We start from the raw sequence: 17784 nt of genomic DNA on the forward strand, positions 1-17784 counted from the left end.
CAACAAAATAGTACGGCTCAAAGCAAAAGCTCAGAAGTTGAGTTAATGGCTATTGACACAAAAATTAATGAATCTATTTTTGTTACTCCAAACACAAATTCTTATTTGACTGGAGAAACACTTCGTTATAATTTATTCTGTCTTAACAAACAAAACAATGCTGCTTCAATCTATAGCAAAATTGCTTATGTTGAGCTGGTTGACAGCAGTAAAAAAAGTGTTTTCAAACATAAATTGTTTTTAGAAAAAGGTACCGCAAATGGCGATTTCTTTATTCCAACAACATTAGAAACTGGGAATTACAAACTTGTCGGCTACACCAATTGGATGCTGAATAAATCAGATTCAAATTATTTTAATATTGACATTTATATTGTTAATCCATATCAGACCAATAAAAATCCAAAGCCCGAAAAGTCTTCTGTTAGTCAAGATATAACAGCTTTGTCTAATGTTACAGCTTCTGGGTTGGCATTGTCATTAGGAAAAAAAACATACACCAATAGAGAGCTTATTGATTTAAAAATCAAAACAGATTCTGAAGATTTTTCTAAAGGAAGTTATACAGTTTCGGTTAGAAAAATTGATGCTTTAGTTGCTAAAAACAAACTTAATTATACAGAATATACAGTCGCAAATCCGAATCAAAACAGTGGTACTATTTCACCAGAAAATTTAGCAATCCCTGAATTGCGAGGTGAAATCATTTCAGGAAAAATAACTGCAAAAACAGCCGGAAATAGTCTTGCTAATAAAAATATTGCATTGTCAATTCCTGAAAAGAATTTTGAATTTAAAGTTTCAAAAACCGATCAGAATGGGCAATTTACCTTTATTTTAGACAGATCTTGTCCAAATTCGAATATAATTGTACAGCTTATTGATAGTGACAAAGACAATTATAGTATTGAAATAGACAAGCAGAAAGCATTGAATTTTGAGTCTTTAAAATTCAATCCTTTAGAATTAAGTGTCGATTTTGAAAAAAACCTAAAGGAGAGAGCCATTGCCAGCCAAATTGAAAATGCCTACTATAACATAACCAAAGACAGTATTGCATTAGCAAAAGACCAGAAAAAGTTTTATGATCCGTTATCCAAAGAATATGTTTTAGATGATTTTAACCGATTCCCGACCCTAAAGGAAATCGCTATCGAAATTGTAAAAGAAATGTATTTTACACAGACAAAAGGCAAGTACGAACTGTTTCTTCATGACTATGATGTAAATTACGAATTGTCAACTCCTGCATTAGTACTTGTAGATGGCTTAATAATACAAGACATCAATGAACTTTTTGAGTATAAAATGAATAATGTTTATAAAATCAACATTATTAATGGAGGTTATTTTTATGGAACAAAACTTTTTAATGGTTTAATTTCATTTACAACCAAAAACTTTGATTATGTAAGCAAACTAAATGGAAGCTTTATCATTAAACCTGAAATTTTAAGACCTTTAGCAAAAAAGAATTACTATCAGCCTGATTACAGCGACAAAATAAAAAATGCTAGAATCCCTGATTACAGACATCAGTTATTATGGCTTCCTGATTTAAAATTAAAAGGTACCGAAGAAAACATTTCATTCACAACCTCTGACGTAAACGGTCAATTTGAAGTTATTGTAGAAGGATTTTCTTCTTCTGGAAAACCCATTTATGCAAAAGAAATTATTGAAGTGAAAGACTCACAAATCAATTAATATTAAGAACGCATTTTATAAAAAAACTCTTCCTTCAAAAAAAACTGAACGAAGAGTTTTTTTTTATTTTCTGACGCAACCTTTTTATTTTTTTTATACTATCAATTATAACTGACAATTATTTGATTATGAAAAAGGTAATTCTAATATTTATTATGATGTTTTTTACACTTTCTTGCTGTAATGAATCTGAGAATAAAGAAATTAAAAATGATAATAGCAATAATGAAGAAACGGATATAATTTCAGAACATGATACTCCAGATCAATATTGGTACACAGAAGGTTGTCAAAATGTAACTTCTGGAACTTGCTGCGTAGTAAATGGAAGCCTTTATGTTATACCCAATAGTACTTATACTTATTCTTACAGAGGAAATCAAAATCCATCTGACATCCATTGGGAAGTAGTTAGCGGTGACATAACTCTCAAAAAAGGCCAAGGAACAAATCAGGCTATATTTTATATCGGTAAAAATTTTACGAATGGTGCCATTCGAGCTTATAACAATATTGGATTATTGTGCAGCAACAAAATAGAAATCACAAAACTTGAAAAATAAAATTTGAATCTAGATCAATTAATAAAAGGCTGCATTAAACAGAATAGGCAGGCACAAGAACAATTATACCAAGTGTATAAGAATGTTTTGTTTGCACAGTCCCTAAAATATTGTCAAAATCGCAATGAAGCCGAGGATAATCTGCATGATGCCTTTATTGAAATCTTTACAAACATCAAAAATTATAAAGGAAAAGGAAGTTTTGAAGGATGGATGAAGCGGATCACGATTAACAAAGCCATTAACAGATACAAAAAGTCATATTTTTTAACTCCAATTATTGAAGATCATCAACAGGAGCAAACCGTAACCGATAAAGAAATTGATCTTCCACTGGATGTTATTCTTTCATTTATTCAGGATTTACCCAATCAATATCGACTCGTTTTTAATTTATATGAATTAGATGATTATTCGCATCAGGAAATTGCTTCACTTTTAGGAATAAGCGAAAGTACTTCAAAATCTAATCTTCATAGGGCAAAGCACCTTTTGAAAGAAAAAATAAAATCTAAAAGTACATTTTACAATCAGACGAAAAATGGAAAATAAAAACGAAATAGGAAAAGCAATTAAAGACAAATTAACGCACTTGGACGAAGCTCCAAGAGACTTTGTATGGTCTAAAATTGAAAAGGATTTAAATAAAAAAAGACGCAGAAGGTTTTTAATTTGGTTTATTCCAAGCATATTATTAATTGGGCTTTTGTCTACAGTAGCTACTGTAAACAACAAAGATCAAAATGAAATAAATGAAACATCAAAAGCACCCACACATTTACTTCAAGATAAAGATAAAACCAAAAAACAAAACGCCGAACAGCCAAAAAAGACTGAAATAAAAAAATCTAATAGTAACGACACCATATTAATTAGAAAAAGTAAAGATGTTAAACTGATTAAACAATCGAGCAAATTGGTTTCGTCTACAAATGAATACGAAGAATATGAGGTTACCAAAAAATATAAAATTACTATTAGAAAGGAAAAAGTTCACATAAAAGAAACTCCTAAAACAAATCCAGCCAAAACAAATAAAACAAGCAAACCATTAGCTGTCAAAAAAACATCTTACGGCAAAACTACATCGGCAAAGCCAAAATCGAAACCAAAATCAGTAAAAGAAAAAGAGAGTCTGTCACAGACTCCAAAAAAGAAAACAGAGACAGACTTACCTAAAAAAACCGTTGCTGCCACAACACCAGAAACAATAGAACCTAAAGTTATTGAGACTACTATTCCGGCAAAAACATAAGAAAAGAAAGACAGTATCGCTTCTGTTGACAGTATTCCAGTAAAAAAAAGAAGAACACCTAAAATTCAGGAAACCGTTCCTGAAAAAATAGTAGTTAACAATCCTCCAGAACGCAGGGTACATGTTTATTACGGGCCAGCTATTTTTAGTTCACTCAACAATCAATCTCTAATTGATCCTAGTTTATCGAAACAGCCAACAAGCAAACCTGTAAGTGCCTTTTATGGGGTTTACATTAAAATCATGTACAGAAAAACGGGATTTAGAGTTGGTTTTTCACATCTAAACTTAAAAACATCTACTCTATTGGATTCAAACGAACTGATACCATCATACAGTAATATTGAATTAAAATCAAATCTTTCGCCGGCAATAATCCAAAGCACTTTCGCTAATTCAAATAACACAGAATTGACGCAGACACTTTCATATTATGAGCTTCCAATCGAATTTAATTATGCGATCAAAAAAGACAAAAGCCGATTCAATATTGAAGCTTTTGGAGGTTTAAGTACAATGCTGTTACAAACTAATAGTTTGGAAATGAGATCAGACGAAATTGCATTGCGAAGCATTGGTACTTCTAGAAATATTTCAAAAGTCAATATTGCCTCAAATGTTGGGCTGGGCTTTAGTTATGAATTGACCAAAAAAATACAGATTGAAATAAATCCGTTATTCAAATATTACATGAATACATTTAAAGATGATAATGATGCTAAACCTTACAGTTTATCGCTTCAATCTGGCTTCTCTTATAAATTTTAAAAATATTTTTAAATAGTTGTAACTTTTTTGATACTCTTTACGTATAACCATTTGTACACTTTAAAAAAATAGGGAGACAACAACATGAGACAACTTAAAATCACCAAGCAGGTAACTAATCGTGAAACTGCATCGTTAGATAAATATCTACAAGAAATTGGAAAAGTTGACCTAATTACTGCTGATGAAGAGGTAGAATTAGCACAAAGAATAAAGGCTGGTGATCAAAGAGCTTTAGAAAAACTAACAAAAGCCAACCTACGTTTCGTAGTATCTGTGGCTAAACAATATCAAAATCAAGGATTAACTCTTCCGGATTTAATTAATGAAGGAAACTTAGGTTTAATTAAAGCGGCTCAACGTTTTGATGAAACTCGTGGTTTCAAATTCATTTCTTACGCTGTATGGTGGATTCGTCAATCGATTCTTCAAGCTTTAGCTGAACAATCTCGTATTGTACGTTTACCATTAAATAAAATTGGTTCTATCAATAAAATCAACAAAATGTACGCTTTATTAGAGCAATCTAACGAGCGTCCGCCTTCTGCTGAGGAAATTGCAAAAGAGCTTGATATGACTGTAAACGACGTAAAAGAGTCTATGAAAAACTCTGGACGTCACCTATCAATGGATGCACCTCTTGTTGAAGGTGAAGATTCTAACCTTTACGACGTATTGCGTTCTGGTGAATCTCCAAATCCAGATAGAGAATTAATTCACGAATCTCTTCGTACTGAAATCGAACGTTCTTTAGAAACATTAACGCCAAGAGAGGCTGATGTTGTACGTTTGTATTTTGGTCTTGGCGATCAGCACCCAATGACTCTTGAAGAAATTGGAGAAACTTTCGACCTAACTCGTGAGCGTGTTCGTCAGATTAAAGAAAAAGCAATCCGTAGATTGAAACACACTTCTAGAAGTAAAATCCTTAAAACATATTTAGGATAAAACAATATAAATTTCAATGTTTTTAAATCCCAGATTACAATTGGCTTGGAATTTGGTTATTTTAAAATTGGAATTTTACCGCAAACAACAGTTTGATTGACTGTTCGTTTTTTGATTGATGATTGAAACTCCGGCTGATTACCGGAGTTTTTTATTTTTCTGTTTTTTTTTTACCGCAAAGACACAAAGGATAACGCAAAGTTCACAAAGTTTTTGTTTTATTTTAAAAGGATAAAAGAACACAAAGCTTTGCGAACTTCCTATTCTTGAATAATTTTGAATGAAAAACTTTGCGAACTTTGCGTAAATCTTGACGAACTCTGCAATTAAACTACCCTCTTCAACATAAAAACTTTGCGAACTTTGTGCAAATCTTAGCGTGCTTTGCGGTTAAATTTCACTGCAACTTATAAAAGAATTATCTTTGTAAAAAAAACAACACACAACACTACAATGAAAAATACACTTATTGCTCCTTCTGTTCTTGCTGCTGATTTTGCTAATTTACAGCGTGATGTCGAAATGATTAATATAAGTCAAGCCGATTGGTTTCATATTGATATTATGGACGGAGTTTTTGTTCCTAATATCTCTTTCGGAATGCCGGTTTTAGAAGCAATTTCCAAACATGCAAAAAAATATATCGATGTTCATTTAATGATTATTGATCCTGATCGTTACATCAAAACTTTTGCTGATTTAGGAGCAAATGGACTGACTGTACATTATGAAGCCTGCACACACTTACACAGAACACTTCAGGCAATCAAAGCGGAAGGAATGAAAGCTGGAGTAGCAATGAATCCACATACCAATGTTGATTTATTAGAAGACGTTATTAATGATATTGATGTTGTTTGCATTATGAGCGTTAATCCAGGATTTGGAGGTCAGTCATTTATCGAAAACACTTATGACAAAGTCAAAAAACTAAAAGCATTAATCTCAAGCAAAAATGCTTCAACACTTATTGAAATTGACGGTGGTGTTACCAGTAAAAACGCAAAACAATTAGTTGAAGCTGGTGCTGATGTATTAGTGGCAGGAAGTTTTGTTTTTAAAGCCGAAAATCAAATTGAGACTATTGCAGATTTAAAAAGCCTTACTACTTTTTAAGTTTTTCAGATTTGGAAAGAAATCAATTCCTGTCATTTTTTCCAAAGTTTCAATCGGAACTACAAAATCATATATCGATTTGTCGCTTTTTTCGTTTGGAATTAAAAAAGCAATGGCTTTGTGTTCGTTTCCAGATTTAGCTAAAATAATTTTATAAAAATATTTAGGAACAGCCACTTTTTCTGTTCCTATTTTTTTGTCTGAATCTTTCGGAATTCCGCCGGTAACAACATAAATATCATTGTATTTTTCAGCCCAGTAGCGAGTCTTCTGCTCTAGCCTATTCCAAATTCCTGAATTAAATTCCTTTTTCTGTGGTGAAATATTCGAAGTATAAAAAGTATCATTATAAGCATTCTTGCTGAATTCCATATCTCCAGCTGGACAAAGATGTCCTTTATCATAACCCGAATTTTTATAATTCCTCCAATCGGCAGAACCCGTTGTTACTTTTGGATCTTCAATAAAATAAGGTCTTTTAAAATCATTATTTTTTAAATATGTTGCTTTCAATTCATAAGCAACCCATTCAGCCTGTTCAAATTTCTCGTTATAAGAAAGCGTATAATATTGATGTTTTACAATTTGTTTTGTAGTTGAAGTCGGAAGATATACAGCTGTGTACAAAGAGTCAGTAGAAGATGAATTTGCTTTAAAAGAAATTGCTTCAGAATTACTTATATTTTCTTTCCCAATCACTTCTTTTTTACAAGAAAACAATATAATACACACAGAAATTAAACTCAAAAAGACCTTCATAAAAAATATTTTTAGACGCTAAACTTACAAAAAAAAACGCTCCATAAATTCAAAATTTATAGAGCGTTTTTACACAAATTAAATTCTTTTTAGAACTTAAGACTTCACAAGTTTATCCTTTTTCATTTTAGGAGAAACGTTATTATTTTTAACCAAACCTTTTGGCTGTAAATCATCCAAAATATTTAAAGCCTCTTCTACATAAACATCTTTAGATAATGCTTGGTGCCATGCATCTCTTTTTTCTTTTAATGAAGCATCAGCTTTTGTTTCAATCTCTTCATAAGGAAGTGATTTGAAAACTAAATCATTTTTATAATCCGAGATTGGTTTGTATTTTTTACCTTCATTTTCAACCTGTTCTTGAGTTGCTTTAAAACTCTGAATGTTCAAGCTGTAAGTGTTCTCTTTGTTCTTAACATCAATCCATTTTGCATTATCATCGATTAATTTGAATTGAGCATTTTGAGCAATTCTATTTTTACTATTATTAATTGCTCTAGCAAAATTTTCGTTAGAAGTCCAAGTGCTATAATCTGCCGGGTCGATTTTGTCCCAAGGCATCGCATTGTCGATATCTCGCTCTCCCATTTTCAAATAAGCATAACGATCTGGCATCACAACATCACTATGAACACCTTCTAACTGAGTAGAACCACCATTGATTCTATAGAATTTTTGTCCTGTGATTTTCAAAGCTCCAAGATCTCCATAATTGGCGTTACGAACAAACTGATTCAAATCTAATACGTTTTGTACAGTTCCTTTACCATAAGTTTGTTTACTACCGATAATTACACCACGCTTGTAATCCTGAATTGCAGCAGCCAAAATTTCAGATGCAGAAGCAGAAAAACTGTTTACCATGATAACTAATGGACCGTCCCACTCGATTTTTTTATCTTTATCGTATAAAACTTCTTTCTTTTTTCCCGCAGATTTAACCTGAACAATTGGCCCCTCTTCGATAAATAAACCAGCAATATCGACTACTGTAGAAAGAGATCCTCCACCATCATCACGAACATCTAAAACAATTCCGTTGATGTTTTCTTTTTTCAACCTTTCTACTTCAAGAGCGATATCTTTTCCAGCATCACGTCCATCTTTGTTTTCAAAATCGATATAAAACTTAGGAAGATAAATTACTCCATATTTTAAACCATTTTTCTCAACAATACTAGATTTTGCGTATGTTTCTTCAATCTCAACCACATCTCTGATAATCGAAATTACTTTGATACTTCCGTCAACTTTTTTAACTGTAAGTTTAACCTCAGTACCTTTATGTCCTTTTATTTTCTTAACAACATCGTCTAGACGCATTCCCACAACATCTACTGGTTCTTCATTTCCTTGAGCCACTTTCAAGATTAAATCACCTGCTTCTAATTGTTTTCCTTTCCATGCAGGACCACCAGAAATCAACTCATCAATTTGAGTAAAATCATTTTTCTTAGTCAGACGAGCTCCAATACCTTCCAATTTACCACTGATATTTACATCAAAACGGTCTTTTTCTTCAGGTGCAAAATAGCTTGTATGTGGGTCAAAACGCGCCATGATAGAATTCAAATAAACTGAAAACCAGTACTCTCTATTCAAATCTTTAATCACACTAAAATTATCATCCAAAGATTTTAAAGAGCTTTCACGTGTTTCTTTTTCTAAAGTTTCAAAAGATTTTTCTTTATAAGCAGCATCTTTTTTCTTCTTTTCCTCTTCAATTTTTTGTTTTGTTACCAGAGAAGAAAGTGTAGATAATTTAATCTGCTTTCTCCATCTTTCGTTAAGCTCTGTTAGATTTTTTGCATAAGGAAGAGTCTCATAATCTGCATTAAAAGTTTCATCAACATTATAATTAAAAGGCTGGGCTAAAATTGTTTTATAACGTTTTTTACTTTCTTCCATACGTTTCATCAACCTTGTATAAGTCAGGTTGAAAAAAGTAATGTCTTTATTCAAAAACTGGTCGTCAAGCATTAATTCATACTGCTTGAACTCATCAATATCAGACTGAAGAAAAAATCTTTTAGAAGGATCTAACGCTTCAATATAATCTTTAAAAATTCCCTTTGAGAATTCATCATTTATTTCTGCTGGGCTGTAATGTCCTTTTTCAATAACAAATGCTAATAATTCTAAAAGTGTTTTATCTCTGTTCGGATCTGGGTCGATTGTTCTATCGGCATTCATTTTAAATGCAAATAATGTAAGCGATAAGCACAATACGGCTATGAGTATCTTATAATTTCTTTTCATAAACTTTATAATAGCATTCATCAAATTTTTTAATCTAAGTTACGTTAAAAACTATGCCACGAGAGCTAACGTCACGATAATTTTTTGTTAAAGATATAAAAATGTTCAATTCGCAAAAAAGTTCTTTACCTTAGTTGACAAATTTTGCAATATTTGTGACTTATCTGAGCAAATACGCCACTAAATTTGATTTTAAATTCTTACAATTGTTAAAATTACACATAAAATCCACAAAATGAAAATCCAAAAACCTTTAATATTGGTAACCAACGATGATGGTATTTTAGCGCCCGGAATACGAGCTCTCATAAGCGTCATGGAAACCATTGGGGAAGTAATCGTTGTTGCTCCAGACAAACCTCAAAGCGCTATGGGACATGCGATAACCGTGAATAATACTTTATTTATTGATAAAATCTCTAAAGATGATGACGCAATTGCAGAATACAGCTGTTCTGGAACTCCTGTAGACTGTGTAAAACTGGCAGTAAACGAAATCTTGAAACGCAAACCAGATTTATGTGTTTCTGGCATTAATCATGGATCTAATTCTTCTATTAATGTCATTTATTCCGGAACCATGAGTGCCGCTGTCGAGGCTGGAATAGAAGGCATTCAGTCCATTGGTTTTTCTCTTTTAGACTTTGACTGGAATGCCGATTTTGAACCTATAAAATCCTTTGTCAAAAGAATAACTTTAGAAACTCTAGAAAACAAATTACCCCCAGGAGTTGTTTTAAACGTAAACTTCCCAAAACTAAAGGAATCTGAAATTAAAGGCATCAAAGTTTGTCGTCAAGCGAAAGCCTATTACGCACAAAAATTCGATAAAAGACAAACCCCTTTTGGAAAAGATTATTACTGGCTTGCCGGAAAATTTGTCAACGAAGATCAAGGCGAAGATACCGATGAATGGGCTCTGGCAAATGGCTATGTTTCTGTAGTTCCAGTACAATTTGACCTTACTGCACATCACTCTATTCAACAACTTAATACATGGAAACTAAATGGCTAAAGAATTACTAATTGGCTTTGTAATCGGAATTTTTACTGCGCTTTTGGGCAGTTATTTGTTTATTGCTTTTTTTACAAATTTTGACATCTCATCTGGCCTTTATGTTATGAGAGAACAAGGTTATCTTGGGAAAATCATCACAATAGGCACGCTCTTAGACCTTGCTGTTTTTGGTATTCTTTTAAAAAGAAATAAAGAAATAATGGCTCGAGGCGTAATTTTAGCGGTGATTGTATTGGCCATTTCTACATTAGTTTTATAAATCTTATCTTTGCTGGGTTAAAACTTTAGCACTATTTTCAAAAAAAAACAACATGAAATATTACATAATTGCAGGTGAAGCCTCTGGAGATTTACACGGTTCTAACTTAATGAAAGCATTATATGCCGAAGATCCTCAGGCAGAAATTCGATTCTGGGGAGGCGATTTAATGCAAAAAGCAGGTGGAACTTTGGTAAAACATTACCGTGATCTGGCTTTTATGGGCTTTATTGAAGTTGTTTTCAACTTGAAAACCATTTTGAATAATATTAAAATTTGTAAAAAAGACATTACAGAGTTTAAACCTGATGTCATTATTTTCATTGATTATCCTGGTTTTAATATGAGAATTGCAAAATGGGCTAAAGAATTAGGTTATAAAACACATTATTATATTTCTCCACAAATCTGGGCTTGGAAAGAAAATCGTATCAAAGCCATCAAACAGGATGTTGACAAGATGTATGTTATTCTTCCTTTTGAAAAAAGTTTCTATGAAGACAAACATCACTATCCAGTAGATTTTGTTGGACATCCTTTGATTGATGCTATTCAAAATCAACCCGTGTTTGACGAAGCCTTATTTAGAAAAGAAAATAATTTAGGCGAAAAACCAATTATTGCCGTTTTACCAGGAAGCCGAAAACAAGAAATCACTAAAATGCTGAGCGTAATGTTAAGTGTTGTTGATGATTTTCAGGATTACGAATTTGTAATTGCGGGTGCGCCAAGTCAGGAATACGAATTCTATCAACAATTCCTAAAAAATAAAAACATCGCATTTGTTTCAAATAAAACGTATGATCTGCTTCGTTGTTCAACAGCTGCTCTAGTCACTTCCGGAACTGCTACGTTAGAAACAGCACTTTTTAAAGTTCCCGAAGTAGTATGTTATAAAGGAAGCGAAGTTTCCTACCAAATTGCAAAACGTATTATTACTTTAAAATACATTTCTCTGGTAAATTTAATTATGGATCAGGAAGTTGTAACTGAATTGATTCAGAGCGAATGCAATAAAAAACGAATCAAAGAAGAACTGCAAAAGTTATTAGAACCCGAATATCGCGCTAAACTGCTCAACAACTATGACGTTTTAGAGCAAAAACTGGGTGGAATTGGCGCGAGTAAAAACACAGCCAAACTTATAGTTGCCGATTTAAAAAACGCTTAAATAATCTATTTTGAGAAGAATAATCCTTTTTCTGCTTTTAGCCGTTGCTTTTACTTCTTGTAAATCGACTTCAAATGCCGTGAGCAAAACTGAAACAAAAAAAGAAAACAGAAATCTGGTTAACAATTTAATTGAAAAAGCTACTGATAATATCGGTGTTCGATACAAAGCTGGAGGAACCACAAAAAGTGGTTTCGACTGCTCTGGTTTAGTTTACACCACTTTTCAAAGCGAAAATATAACATTGCCAAGAGCTTCTTACGAGCAGGCAAAAATTGGAAAAGTAATTCCATTGAACGATGCGAGAAAAGGAGATTTAATTTTCTTTAAAACCAATAAAAGCAGACAAATTAATCACGTTGGACTAATCACAGAAGTCAATTCTGACGAAGTCAAATTTGTACATTCTTCTACCTCAAAAGGAGTAATTATTTCCTCTACTAAAGAACCATACTACAAAAATTCTTTTGAGCAGGTCAACAGGATCCTGAATTAAACATTTTTTTTAATTTATTATTTTTCTTACAAATATTTAATACTTTTAAGCCATGAAAGTATTAGATTTTCCGTTAGTTAAAATTACTATTGCCTTTATATTGGGAGTTATTGCATCTTACTATATACATTTCTCCATTTCGTTGACAATATATTGGCTGTGTTTGTTTTTCGTATTATTTTGTACGAGTTATATCTTGAATTTAAAAAGCTCCAAAAAGTCTATACTTTTTGGGCTTTCTTCTTATGCTTTATCTTTTATTCTCGGTGCTTTGACCCTTTTAAGTCATACCGAAAACCTGCAAAAAGACAACTATTCAAATTGTAAAAGTGCTTTTGAAAAACCCGAAACTATCGTTTTACTGCTTCGTGAAAAATTAAAAAGCAACGATTATAGCGATCGTTATATTGCTCATGTCGAAAGCATTTCAAACAAAAATTACAAAGGAAAAATAATAATCAATATTCAAAAAGACAGCAGTAAAAATGCTCTAATAATTGGAAATCGAATTAAAATCCAAACCATATTACAGCACAATAAATCCAACAAAAACCCGAATCAATTTGATTACAGCCGTTATTTAGCCAACAAACAGATTTTTGCACAAATCTATTGTCAGAAAAGCCAAATTTCGGTCAGTCCAACTATTAAAAAAGACATTTGGTATTACTGCGCCAAACTGCATTCTCGAATAATTTCGAATCTCGAGAAATCAAATTTCAGTAGATCAGAGATGAATGTTTCCCTTGCTTTAATTTTAGGACAACAACAAGAAATTTCACAGGACATTATTCAGGATTACCAATATTCTGGAGCCACGCACATTCTATCTGTTTCTGGTTTGCATGTAGGTTTCATCATGCTTTTTATCACTTTTGTTTTAAAACCAATTCCAAACACCAAAAGAGGATCTTTTATTAAACTTATCTCGATCCTTATTGCTCTAGCCGGATTTGCCATTATTTCGGGACTTTCTCCCTCTGTTTTAAGATCTGTTGTTATGTTTTCTTTTTTAGCAATTGGAAATCATCTTCGCAGAAACGGCAATATTTATCATACATTATTAGCTTCAATTCTGCTTATACTGCTTTTCGAACCTTATTTTTTATTTGATGTTGGTTTTCAATTAAGTTATTTGGCCTTGTTTTTTATTTTATGGCTTCAACCCGTATTTAAGAATATCTATAAACCAAAGAACAAATTAATCATTTACATTTGGGAAGCTTTAACAGTTTCTTTTGCTGCTCAAATAGGTACTCTACCTTTGTGTTTATATTATTTTCATCAATTTCCAGGCTTGTTCTTTGTTACCAACATAATAATACTGCCTGTTTTATCTTTTATAATGATTGCGGGAATCATTGTAATGATCATCGCTATTTTTACCAGCCCGCCATTATTTATAACTTTAATTTTTGAAAAGAGTATTTATCTTTTGAATTTAATGATACATGCGGTGGCTTCAATCGAATCCTTTGTTATTCGAGATATCAGCTTTAACTCTTATTATCTATTTACATTTTACCTCCTTATCATTTTTTCCATTGTATGGATTAAAAAGCCGAATTTCAGCAAACTTGTCTTCGTATTCTGTTCTATAATTTTAGTACAGTTTTCATTTATTCTAACCAAAATCAAAAGTGAAAGTGAAGAGGAATTAATTGTTTACAACGAAAAAAATAATACGCTCATTTCTGAACGCACCGGAAAAACCATCATTTTATACACGAAAAACAAGCTTTCAGAAAAAAATAGAAATGTAGATTCTTATCTCGTAGGAAATTCAATTTCCCTAAATAAAATTAAAAACATTGAAAATGTACTCTATTTTAAGGGCCAAAAAATACTAATAATTGACAGTACAGGAATCTACCCTATAAAATCAAAACCAGAAATACTCATTCTCACACAAACGCCTAAGATAAATCTGGACAGATTATTACTAGATATTCATCCGAAGATCGTAATTGCAGATGGCTCAAACAACAATTCTATTCAAAAATTTTGGAAAAACAGCTGCATCAAAAAAAATATCCCTTTTCATTCTACAAACGAAAAGGGATATTATAAATTATGATTTTCTATTCAGGATTTAAAATCAAATTAGATTCAGAAATCCAAGCTTTGACACCTGAAGACAAATAAGATATAAGTCCCAGTTTATTGAAATTTGTTTTTCCTTTCCTAACAGATACTGAAGTAAAACACACCTGAGGGATTTCTTCTATACCAAAAGCATTTTTCAATCTTAAATTCTGTTCTTTCGCATCGTTTTCAATTGAAGCATCAGAAAGATCCAATTTTACCAAAATAACATTCTTTTTAGACCATTCTTCAAATTCTCGTGTAGAAAAAATTTCATTTTGAAGTTTTGGATTCGCACCTTGTCCAGTGAAAAAAATTAGCAATGGTTTTCTTTTTTCTGCACTGACAGCGACAGCATCATTAATATCTGTTCTCCAGATAGCTTCTTGGGCATTCACAAAAAAAGAGCCCAAAAAGAGTAGTAGGATAAGTAGTTTTCGAAGCATAAAATTTGGTTTTGGCTATGTTAATAAAAACTAAAATAACATAAAAATTGAACCAAACGAATTATTTAACAAATTAATAATGGTCTTGTAAACATTAAAATCAAATTGATAATAAACAATGCTTTTTTTATTAAATCAAAAAAAAATAACATTAAAAAAAATCAAATTATAGGCGTGAAATTTTCATCTCAAAAAAAATCCCTTTCTGTAAAACAAAAAGGGATCAAAAAAAATTAAAATAAAAGTTGAAAGTAATCTTCCTATTCTACTGGATGCAAAATCGAATTAGACTCTGCAATCCACGCTTTAGCTCCACCAGGCTTATAGGCAATTTTTCCTAAAGCACTAAATGTAGTTTTGTTTTTTCTGACTGATGCCATTGCGAAACACACTTCTGGAAGATCTTGAACACCAAACGCATTTTTTAACTTCACATTTTGCTCACGATCACTATCAGATGCATTCATATCTGATAAATCTAATTTCACTAAAATCACATTATCTCGTGACCAAACAGCAAAATCTGGGGTTTTAAAAATTTCATTTTGGAGATTTTCTGGTACACCTGAGGCAGTGAATAAAATCAACATCGGTTTTTTTTGGTCATTACTAATTGCAATTGCATCTGTCATGTTAGTTCTCCATGCCAAATTTTGCGACTGCATTACAAATGACCCAAAAAAAACTAGTAGGATAAGTAGTTTTTTAGTCATATTAATTGGTTTTTGGTTAGATTAGCATGACGAAATTAACATAATATTTTAATTTTCCAATTTTTATTGGGTATAAAAATACATTATATGTTTTTTTAATTGTAATAAAATATAAAATACGTAAAAACACTTATACTGATTGAAAACTTTTTCTTACTAAACAAAAAAAGCCCCTCACAAAATGTGAGGGGCTTTTTATTTATTTTTAATGTTTTAATTATGATTTTTTCGGATGTACAATTCCTTCTGCAACTGTAAGCCAAGCAGACGGTCCACCCGCAACATAACCTGTTTTTCCTAAACCTTTAAAATTTACTCTTCCGTCTTTAGATTCTGCACTTGTAAAGAAAACTGTTGGAAATCCCTGAATCCCAAAAGCTTGCTGTAGCTCAAGATTTTGATTCTTAAGTTCTGGAGTCTGAGGTACAGCTCTCGGGTAATCTAATTCCACTAAAACTACATTAGTCGACGCCCATTTTTTAAATTCCTCTGTCTTCAAAACTTCATTCTGTAAACGAATACACCAACCACACCAATCACTTCCAGTAAAAAACATCAACATAGGTTTTTGTTCTTTATTACTTACTGTAATAGCTTCTCTAACATCTGTGTACCATTTTAATTCCTGCGCTTGAAGATTCGAAGCACCAATTAAAAACAACGTAATAAGTAGTATTTTTTTCATAGTGGGGAAATTTTCACAAATTTATACAAAAACTAATTACAACATAATTATTTAACTTCTTGCATTAATTTTCTAATTAACGGAGTCAAAACAATGAATGCTACACCTGCTACAAATGCATATACTGCTAATTGATAATATCCACCTGTATAAGCAATAAGTTTAGACATCAATGTAGTTCCTGTATTTGCATCAGACATTTCAGCTCCTAATTTACCTGCAGCAAACTGGCCAAATGCACTTGAAAGAAACCATAACCCCATCATCATTCCAAATAATCTTTTTGGAGATAATTTAGTAATTACAGACATCCCGATTGGACCAATACATAATTCTCCGAGTGTATATAAAAGATATCCTAAAGCAAATACATCAAGTGAACTTAATCCATCCTTATTGACAAAAAATCTTGCACTATAGAAAATAAAGAAACCTGCTGCCAATAAGATAAACGACAAACCGAATTTAATTACCGTATTAGGCTCAATTTTTCGTTTAGACATATAAATCCATAAAAAACCTAATAATGGACTAAAAATGATAACATAAAGTGAATTTATACTGTTATTTACCACATTTGGATCAATATTGAAGAACAACAATTTATTACTCAAATTATCTTTTGCAAATAATGACAACGAACCTCCAGACTGTTCAGAAATTGCCATAAACATAAAATAGGCAAAAATAAAGATAAAAGCCGCCAGAAATTTAAGTTGCTGCTTTCTCTCTTTTATCATTATTAATTCATATAAAAAATATCCTAATGCCAAAACTCCGATAGTGTACATAAAATATTCTGTAAAATCGGAATTAATAACCATTATATAAACTAATGGAATTACTGCAAAAGAACCTAAATAAACCGCTGTCTCATAAAGATTTCGTTTTTTAGGTGCCTGATTTTCCAAAGGAGAATTTCCAATTGGCGCTAAATGTTTCTTAGTTAAAAGAAAAGTCACCACCCCAATAATCATAACAATTGCCGCCGAAAGAAAACAAAGACTCCATGAATAGTTTTTCCCTAAATAAATAGGAATTGCACCGCCCAGCATCCCTCCAATATTAATTCCGGCATAGAACAATCCGTAACCAGCATCACGACGTCCATCTTCCTCATGATAAAGTTCTCCTACCATTGAAGAAACGTTTGGCTTAAAAAAACCAGTTCCAATAATAGAAAGTGTTATTCCGTAATAAAAGAAATCATGAGGATTTACCGCAATTAGCAAATTACCCAAAATCATTACAATTCCTCCAAAGAGAAGCGACTTTTTAAATCCTAAAACTTTATCTGCAAAAATTCCTCCAATAAATGTAAAAGCATAAACGAACGCTTGAATTGCACCATATTGAAGATTTGCTTTTCCTTCAACCAAACCTAATTGGTCTACCATGAAAACTGCTAAAACTCCTCTCATTCCGTAGAAACAAAAACGTTCCCACATTTCAACCAAAAACAAGTACCACAATTGTTTTGGGTACTTGCCTTCAAAATTTTGAATTTCTTCTAAAGTAATATTCTTTTCCATT

18 protein-coding genes are annotated in these 17784 nt (G+C 31.9%); 12 read left to right on the plus strand and 6 right to left on the minus strand.

Annotation, left to right across the window (positions count from 1 at the left end):
• The first annotated feature begins 45 nt into the window (after positions 1 to 45).
• The 7 genes from BM289_RS12670 (at position 46) to rpe (ending at position 6357) form a co-directional block, all read left to right on the plus strand.
• Complete coding sequence (locus tag BM289_RS12670) at positions 46 to 1707, plus strand: hypothetical protein (RefSeq protein ID WP_143102076.1); 1662 nt, start codon at positions 46 to 48, stop codon at positions 1705 to 1707.
• 128 nt (positions 1708 to 1835) lie between these two features.
• Positions 1836 to 2270, plus strand: a complete 435-nt coding sequence (locus BM289_RS12675) for a hypothetical protein (RefSeq protein ID WP_143102077.1) — start codon at positions 1836 to 1838, stop codon at positions 2268 to 2270.
• Between the two features lie 3 nt (positions 2271 to 2273).
• Positions 2274 to 2822: an RNA polymerase sigma factor gene (locus tag BM289_RS12680; protein ID WP_091493977.1), complete on the plus strand. Its 549-nt coding sequence runs from the start codon at positions 2274 to 2276 to the stop codon at positions 2820 to 2822.
• Positions 2812 to 3525 (plus strand): hypothetical protein, encoded by a 714-nt coding sequence (locus tag BM289_RS12685; protein WP_091493980.1) that lies wholly within the window; start codon positions 2812 to 2814, stop codon positions 3523 to 3525. Before BM289_RS12680 ends, BM289_RS12685 begins: the two co-directional genes overlap by 11 nt.
• Positions 3526 to 3768: 243 nt before the next feature.
• Positions 3769 to 4293: a hypothetical protein gene (locus BM289_RS12690; RefSeq protein WP_091493983.1), complete on the plus strand. Its 525-nt coding sequence runs from the start codon at positions 3769 to 3771 to the stop codon at positions 4291 to 4293.
• A gap of 84 nt (positions 4294 to 4377) precedes the next feature.
• Positions 4378 to 5241 (plus strand): sigma-70 family RNA polymerase sigma factor, encoded by an 864-nt coding sequence (locus BM289_RS12695; protein WP_007804760.1) that lies wholly within the window; start codon positions 4378 to 4380, stop codon positions 5239 to 5241.
• A gap of 453 nt (positions 5242 to 5694) precedes the next feature.
• Positions 5695 to 6357, plus strand: coding sequence for a ribulose-phosphate 3-epimerase (gene rpe, locus BM289_RS12700; RefSeq protein ID WP_091493986.1), 663 nt, complete (start codon positions 5695 to 5697; stop codon positions 6355 to 6357).
• Here rpe and BM289_RS12705 read toward each other — a convergent pair.
• Together BM289_RS12705 and BM289_RS12710 are read right to left on the minus strand one after the other, a co-directional pair.
• Positions 6334 to 7116: a DNA/RNA non-specific endonuclease gene (locus BM289_RS12705; RefSeq protein WP_091493988.1), complete on the minus strand. Its 783-nt coding sequence runs from the start codon at positions 7114 to 7116 to the stop codon at positions 6334 to 6336. The genes rpe and BM289_RS12705 overlap by 24 nt on opposite strands.
• 96 nt (positions 7117 to 7212) lie before the next feature.
• Positions 7213 to 9399: a carboxy terminal-processing peptidase gene (locus tag BM289_RS12710; RefSeq protein ID WP_091493990.1), complete on the minus strand. Its 2187-nt coding sequence runs from the start codon at positions 9397 to 9399 to the stop codon at positions 7213 to 7215.
• 214 nt (positions 9400 to 9613) lie between these two features.
• Between BM289_RS12710 and surE the strand changes: the two genes are divergently transcribed.
• The 5 genes from surE to BM289_RS12735 are packed head-to-tail and all read left to right on the plus strand — an operon-like array spanning position 9614 to position 14399.
• Positions 9614 to 10393 carry a 5'/3'-nucleotidase SurE gene (gene surE / locus BM289_RS12715; protein ID WP_167365420.1) on the plus strand — a complete coding sequence of 260 codons (780 nt, stop codon included), beginning with the start codon at positions 9614 to 9616 and terminating at the stop codon, positions 10391 to 10393.
• Entirely contained in the window at positions 10386 to 10655 is a 270-nt protein-coding gene (locus BM289_RS12720) for a hypothetical protein (RefSeq protein ID WP_091493992.1), read from the plus strand. The genes surE and BM289_RS12720 overlap by 8 nt, the downstream gene beginning before the upstream one ends.
• A 52-nt stretch (positions 10656 to 10707) precedes the next feature.
• Positions 10708 to 11826 (plus strand): lipid-A-disaccharide synthase, encoded by a 1119-nt coding sequence (gene lpxB / locus BM289_RS12725; RefSeq protein WP_091493995.1) that lies wholly within the window; start codon positions 10708 to 10710, stop codon positions 11824 to 11826.
• A 10-nt stretch (positions 11827 to 11836) separates the two neighbouring features.
• Entirely contained in the window at positions 11837 to 12322 is a 486-nt protein-coding gene (locus tag BM289_RS12730) for a C40 family peptidase (protein WP_091493998.1), read from the plus strand.
• 52 nt (positions 12323 to 12374) lie between these two features.
• On the plus strand, positions 12375 to 14399 hold the full coding sequence (locus tag BM289_RS12735) for a ComEC/Rec2 family competence protein (RefSeq protein ID WP_091494000.1): 2025 nt from the start codon (positions 12375 to 12377) through the stop codon (positions 14397 to 14399).
• A 4-nt stretch (positions 14400 to 14403) separates the two neighbouring features.
• Here BM289_RS12735 and BM289_RS12740 read toward each other — a convergent pair whose 3' ends face one another.
• The 4 genes from BM289_RS12740 to BM289_RS12755 all read right to left on the minus strand — a co-directional run bounded on the left by BM289_RS12740 (position 14404) and on the right by BM289_RS12755 (position 17783).
• Positions 14404 to 14853: a thioredoxin domain-containing protein gene (locus tag BM289_RS12740; RefSeq protein WP_167365421.1), complete on the minus strand. Its 450-nt coding sequence runs from the start codon at positions 14851 to 14853 to the stop codon at positions 14404 to 14406.
• Between the two features lie 260 nt (positions 14854 to 15113).
• Positions 15114 to 15566, minus strand: a complete 453-nt coding sequence (locus tag BM289_RS12745; RefSeq protein WP_091494003.1) for a thioredoxin domain-containing protein — start codon at positions 15564 to 15566, stop codon at positions 15114 to 15116.
• Between the two features lie 217 nt (positions 15567 to 15783).
• On the minus strand, positions 15784 to 16251 hold the full coding sequence (locus BM289_RS12750; RefSeq protein ID WP_091494006.1) for a thioredoxin family protein: 468 nt from the start codon (positions 16249 to 16251) through the stop codon (positions 15784 to 15786).
• A gap of 47 nt (positions 16252 to 16298) precedes the next feature.
• On the minus strand, positions 16299 to 17783 hold the full coding sequence (locus tag BM289_RS12755) for a peptide MFS transporter (protein ID WP_091494007.1): 1485 nt from the start codon (positions 17781 to 17783) through the stop codon (positions 16299 to 16301).
• Position 17784 lies beyond the last annotated feature (1 nt).

Origin of the sequence: Flavobacterium phragmitis (assembly GCF_900112575.1) — a bacterium.
Taxonomy (GTDB): domain Bacteria; phylum Bacteroidota; class Bacteroidia; order Flavobacteriales; family Flavobacteriaceae; genus Flavobacterium; species Flavobacterium phragmitis.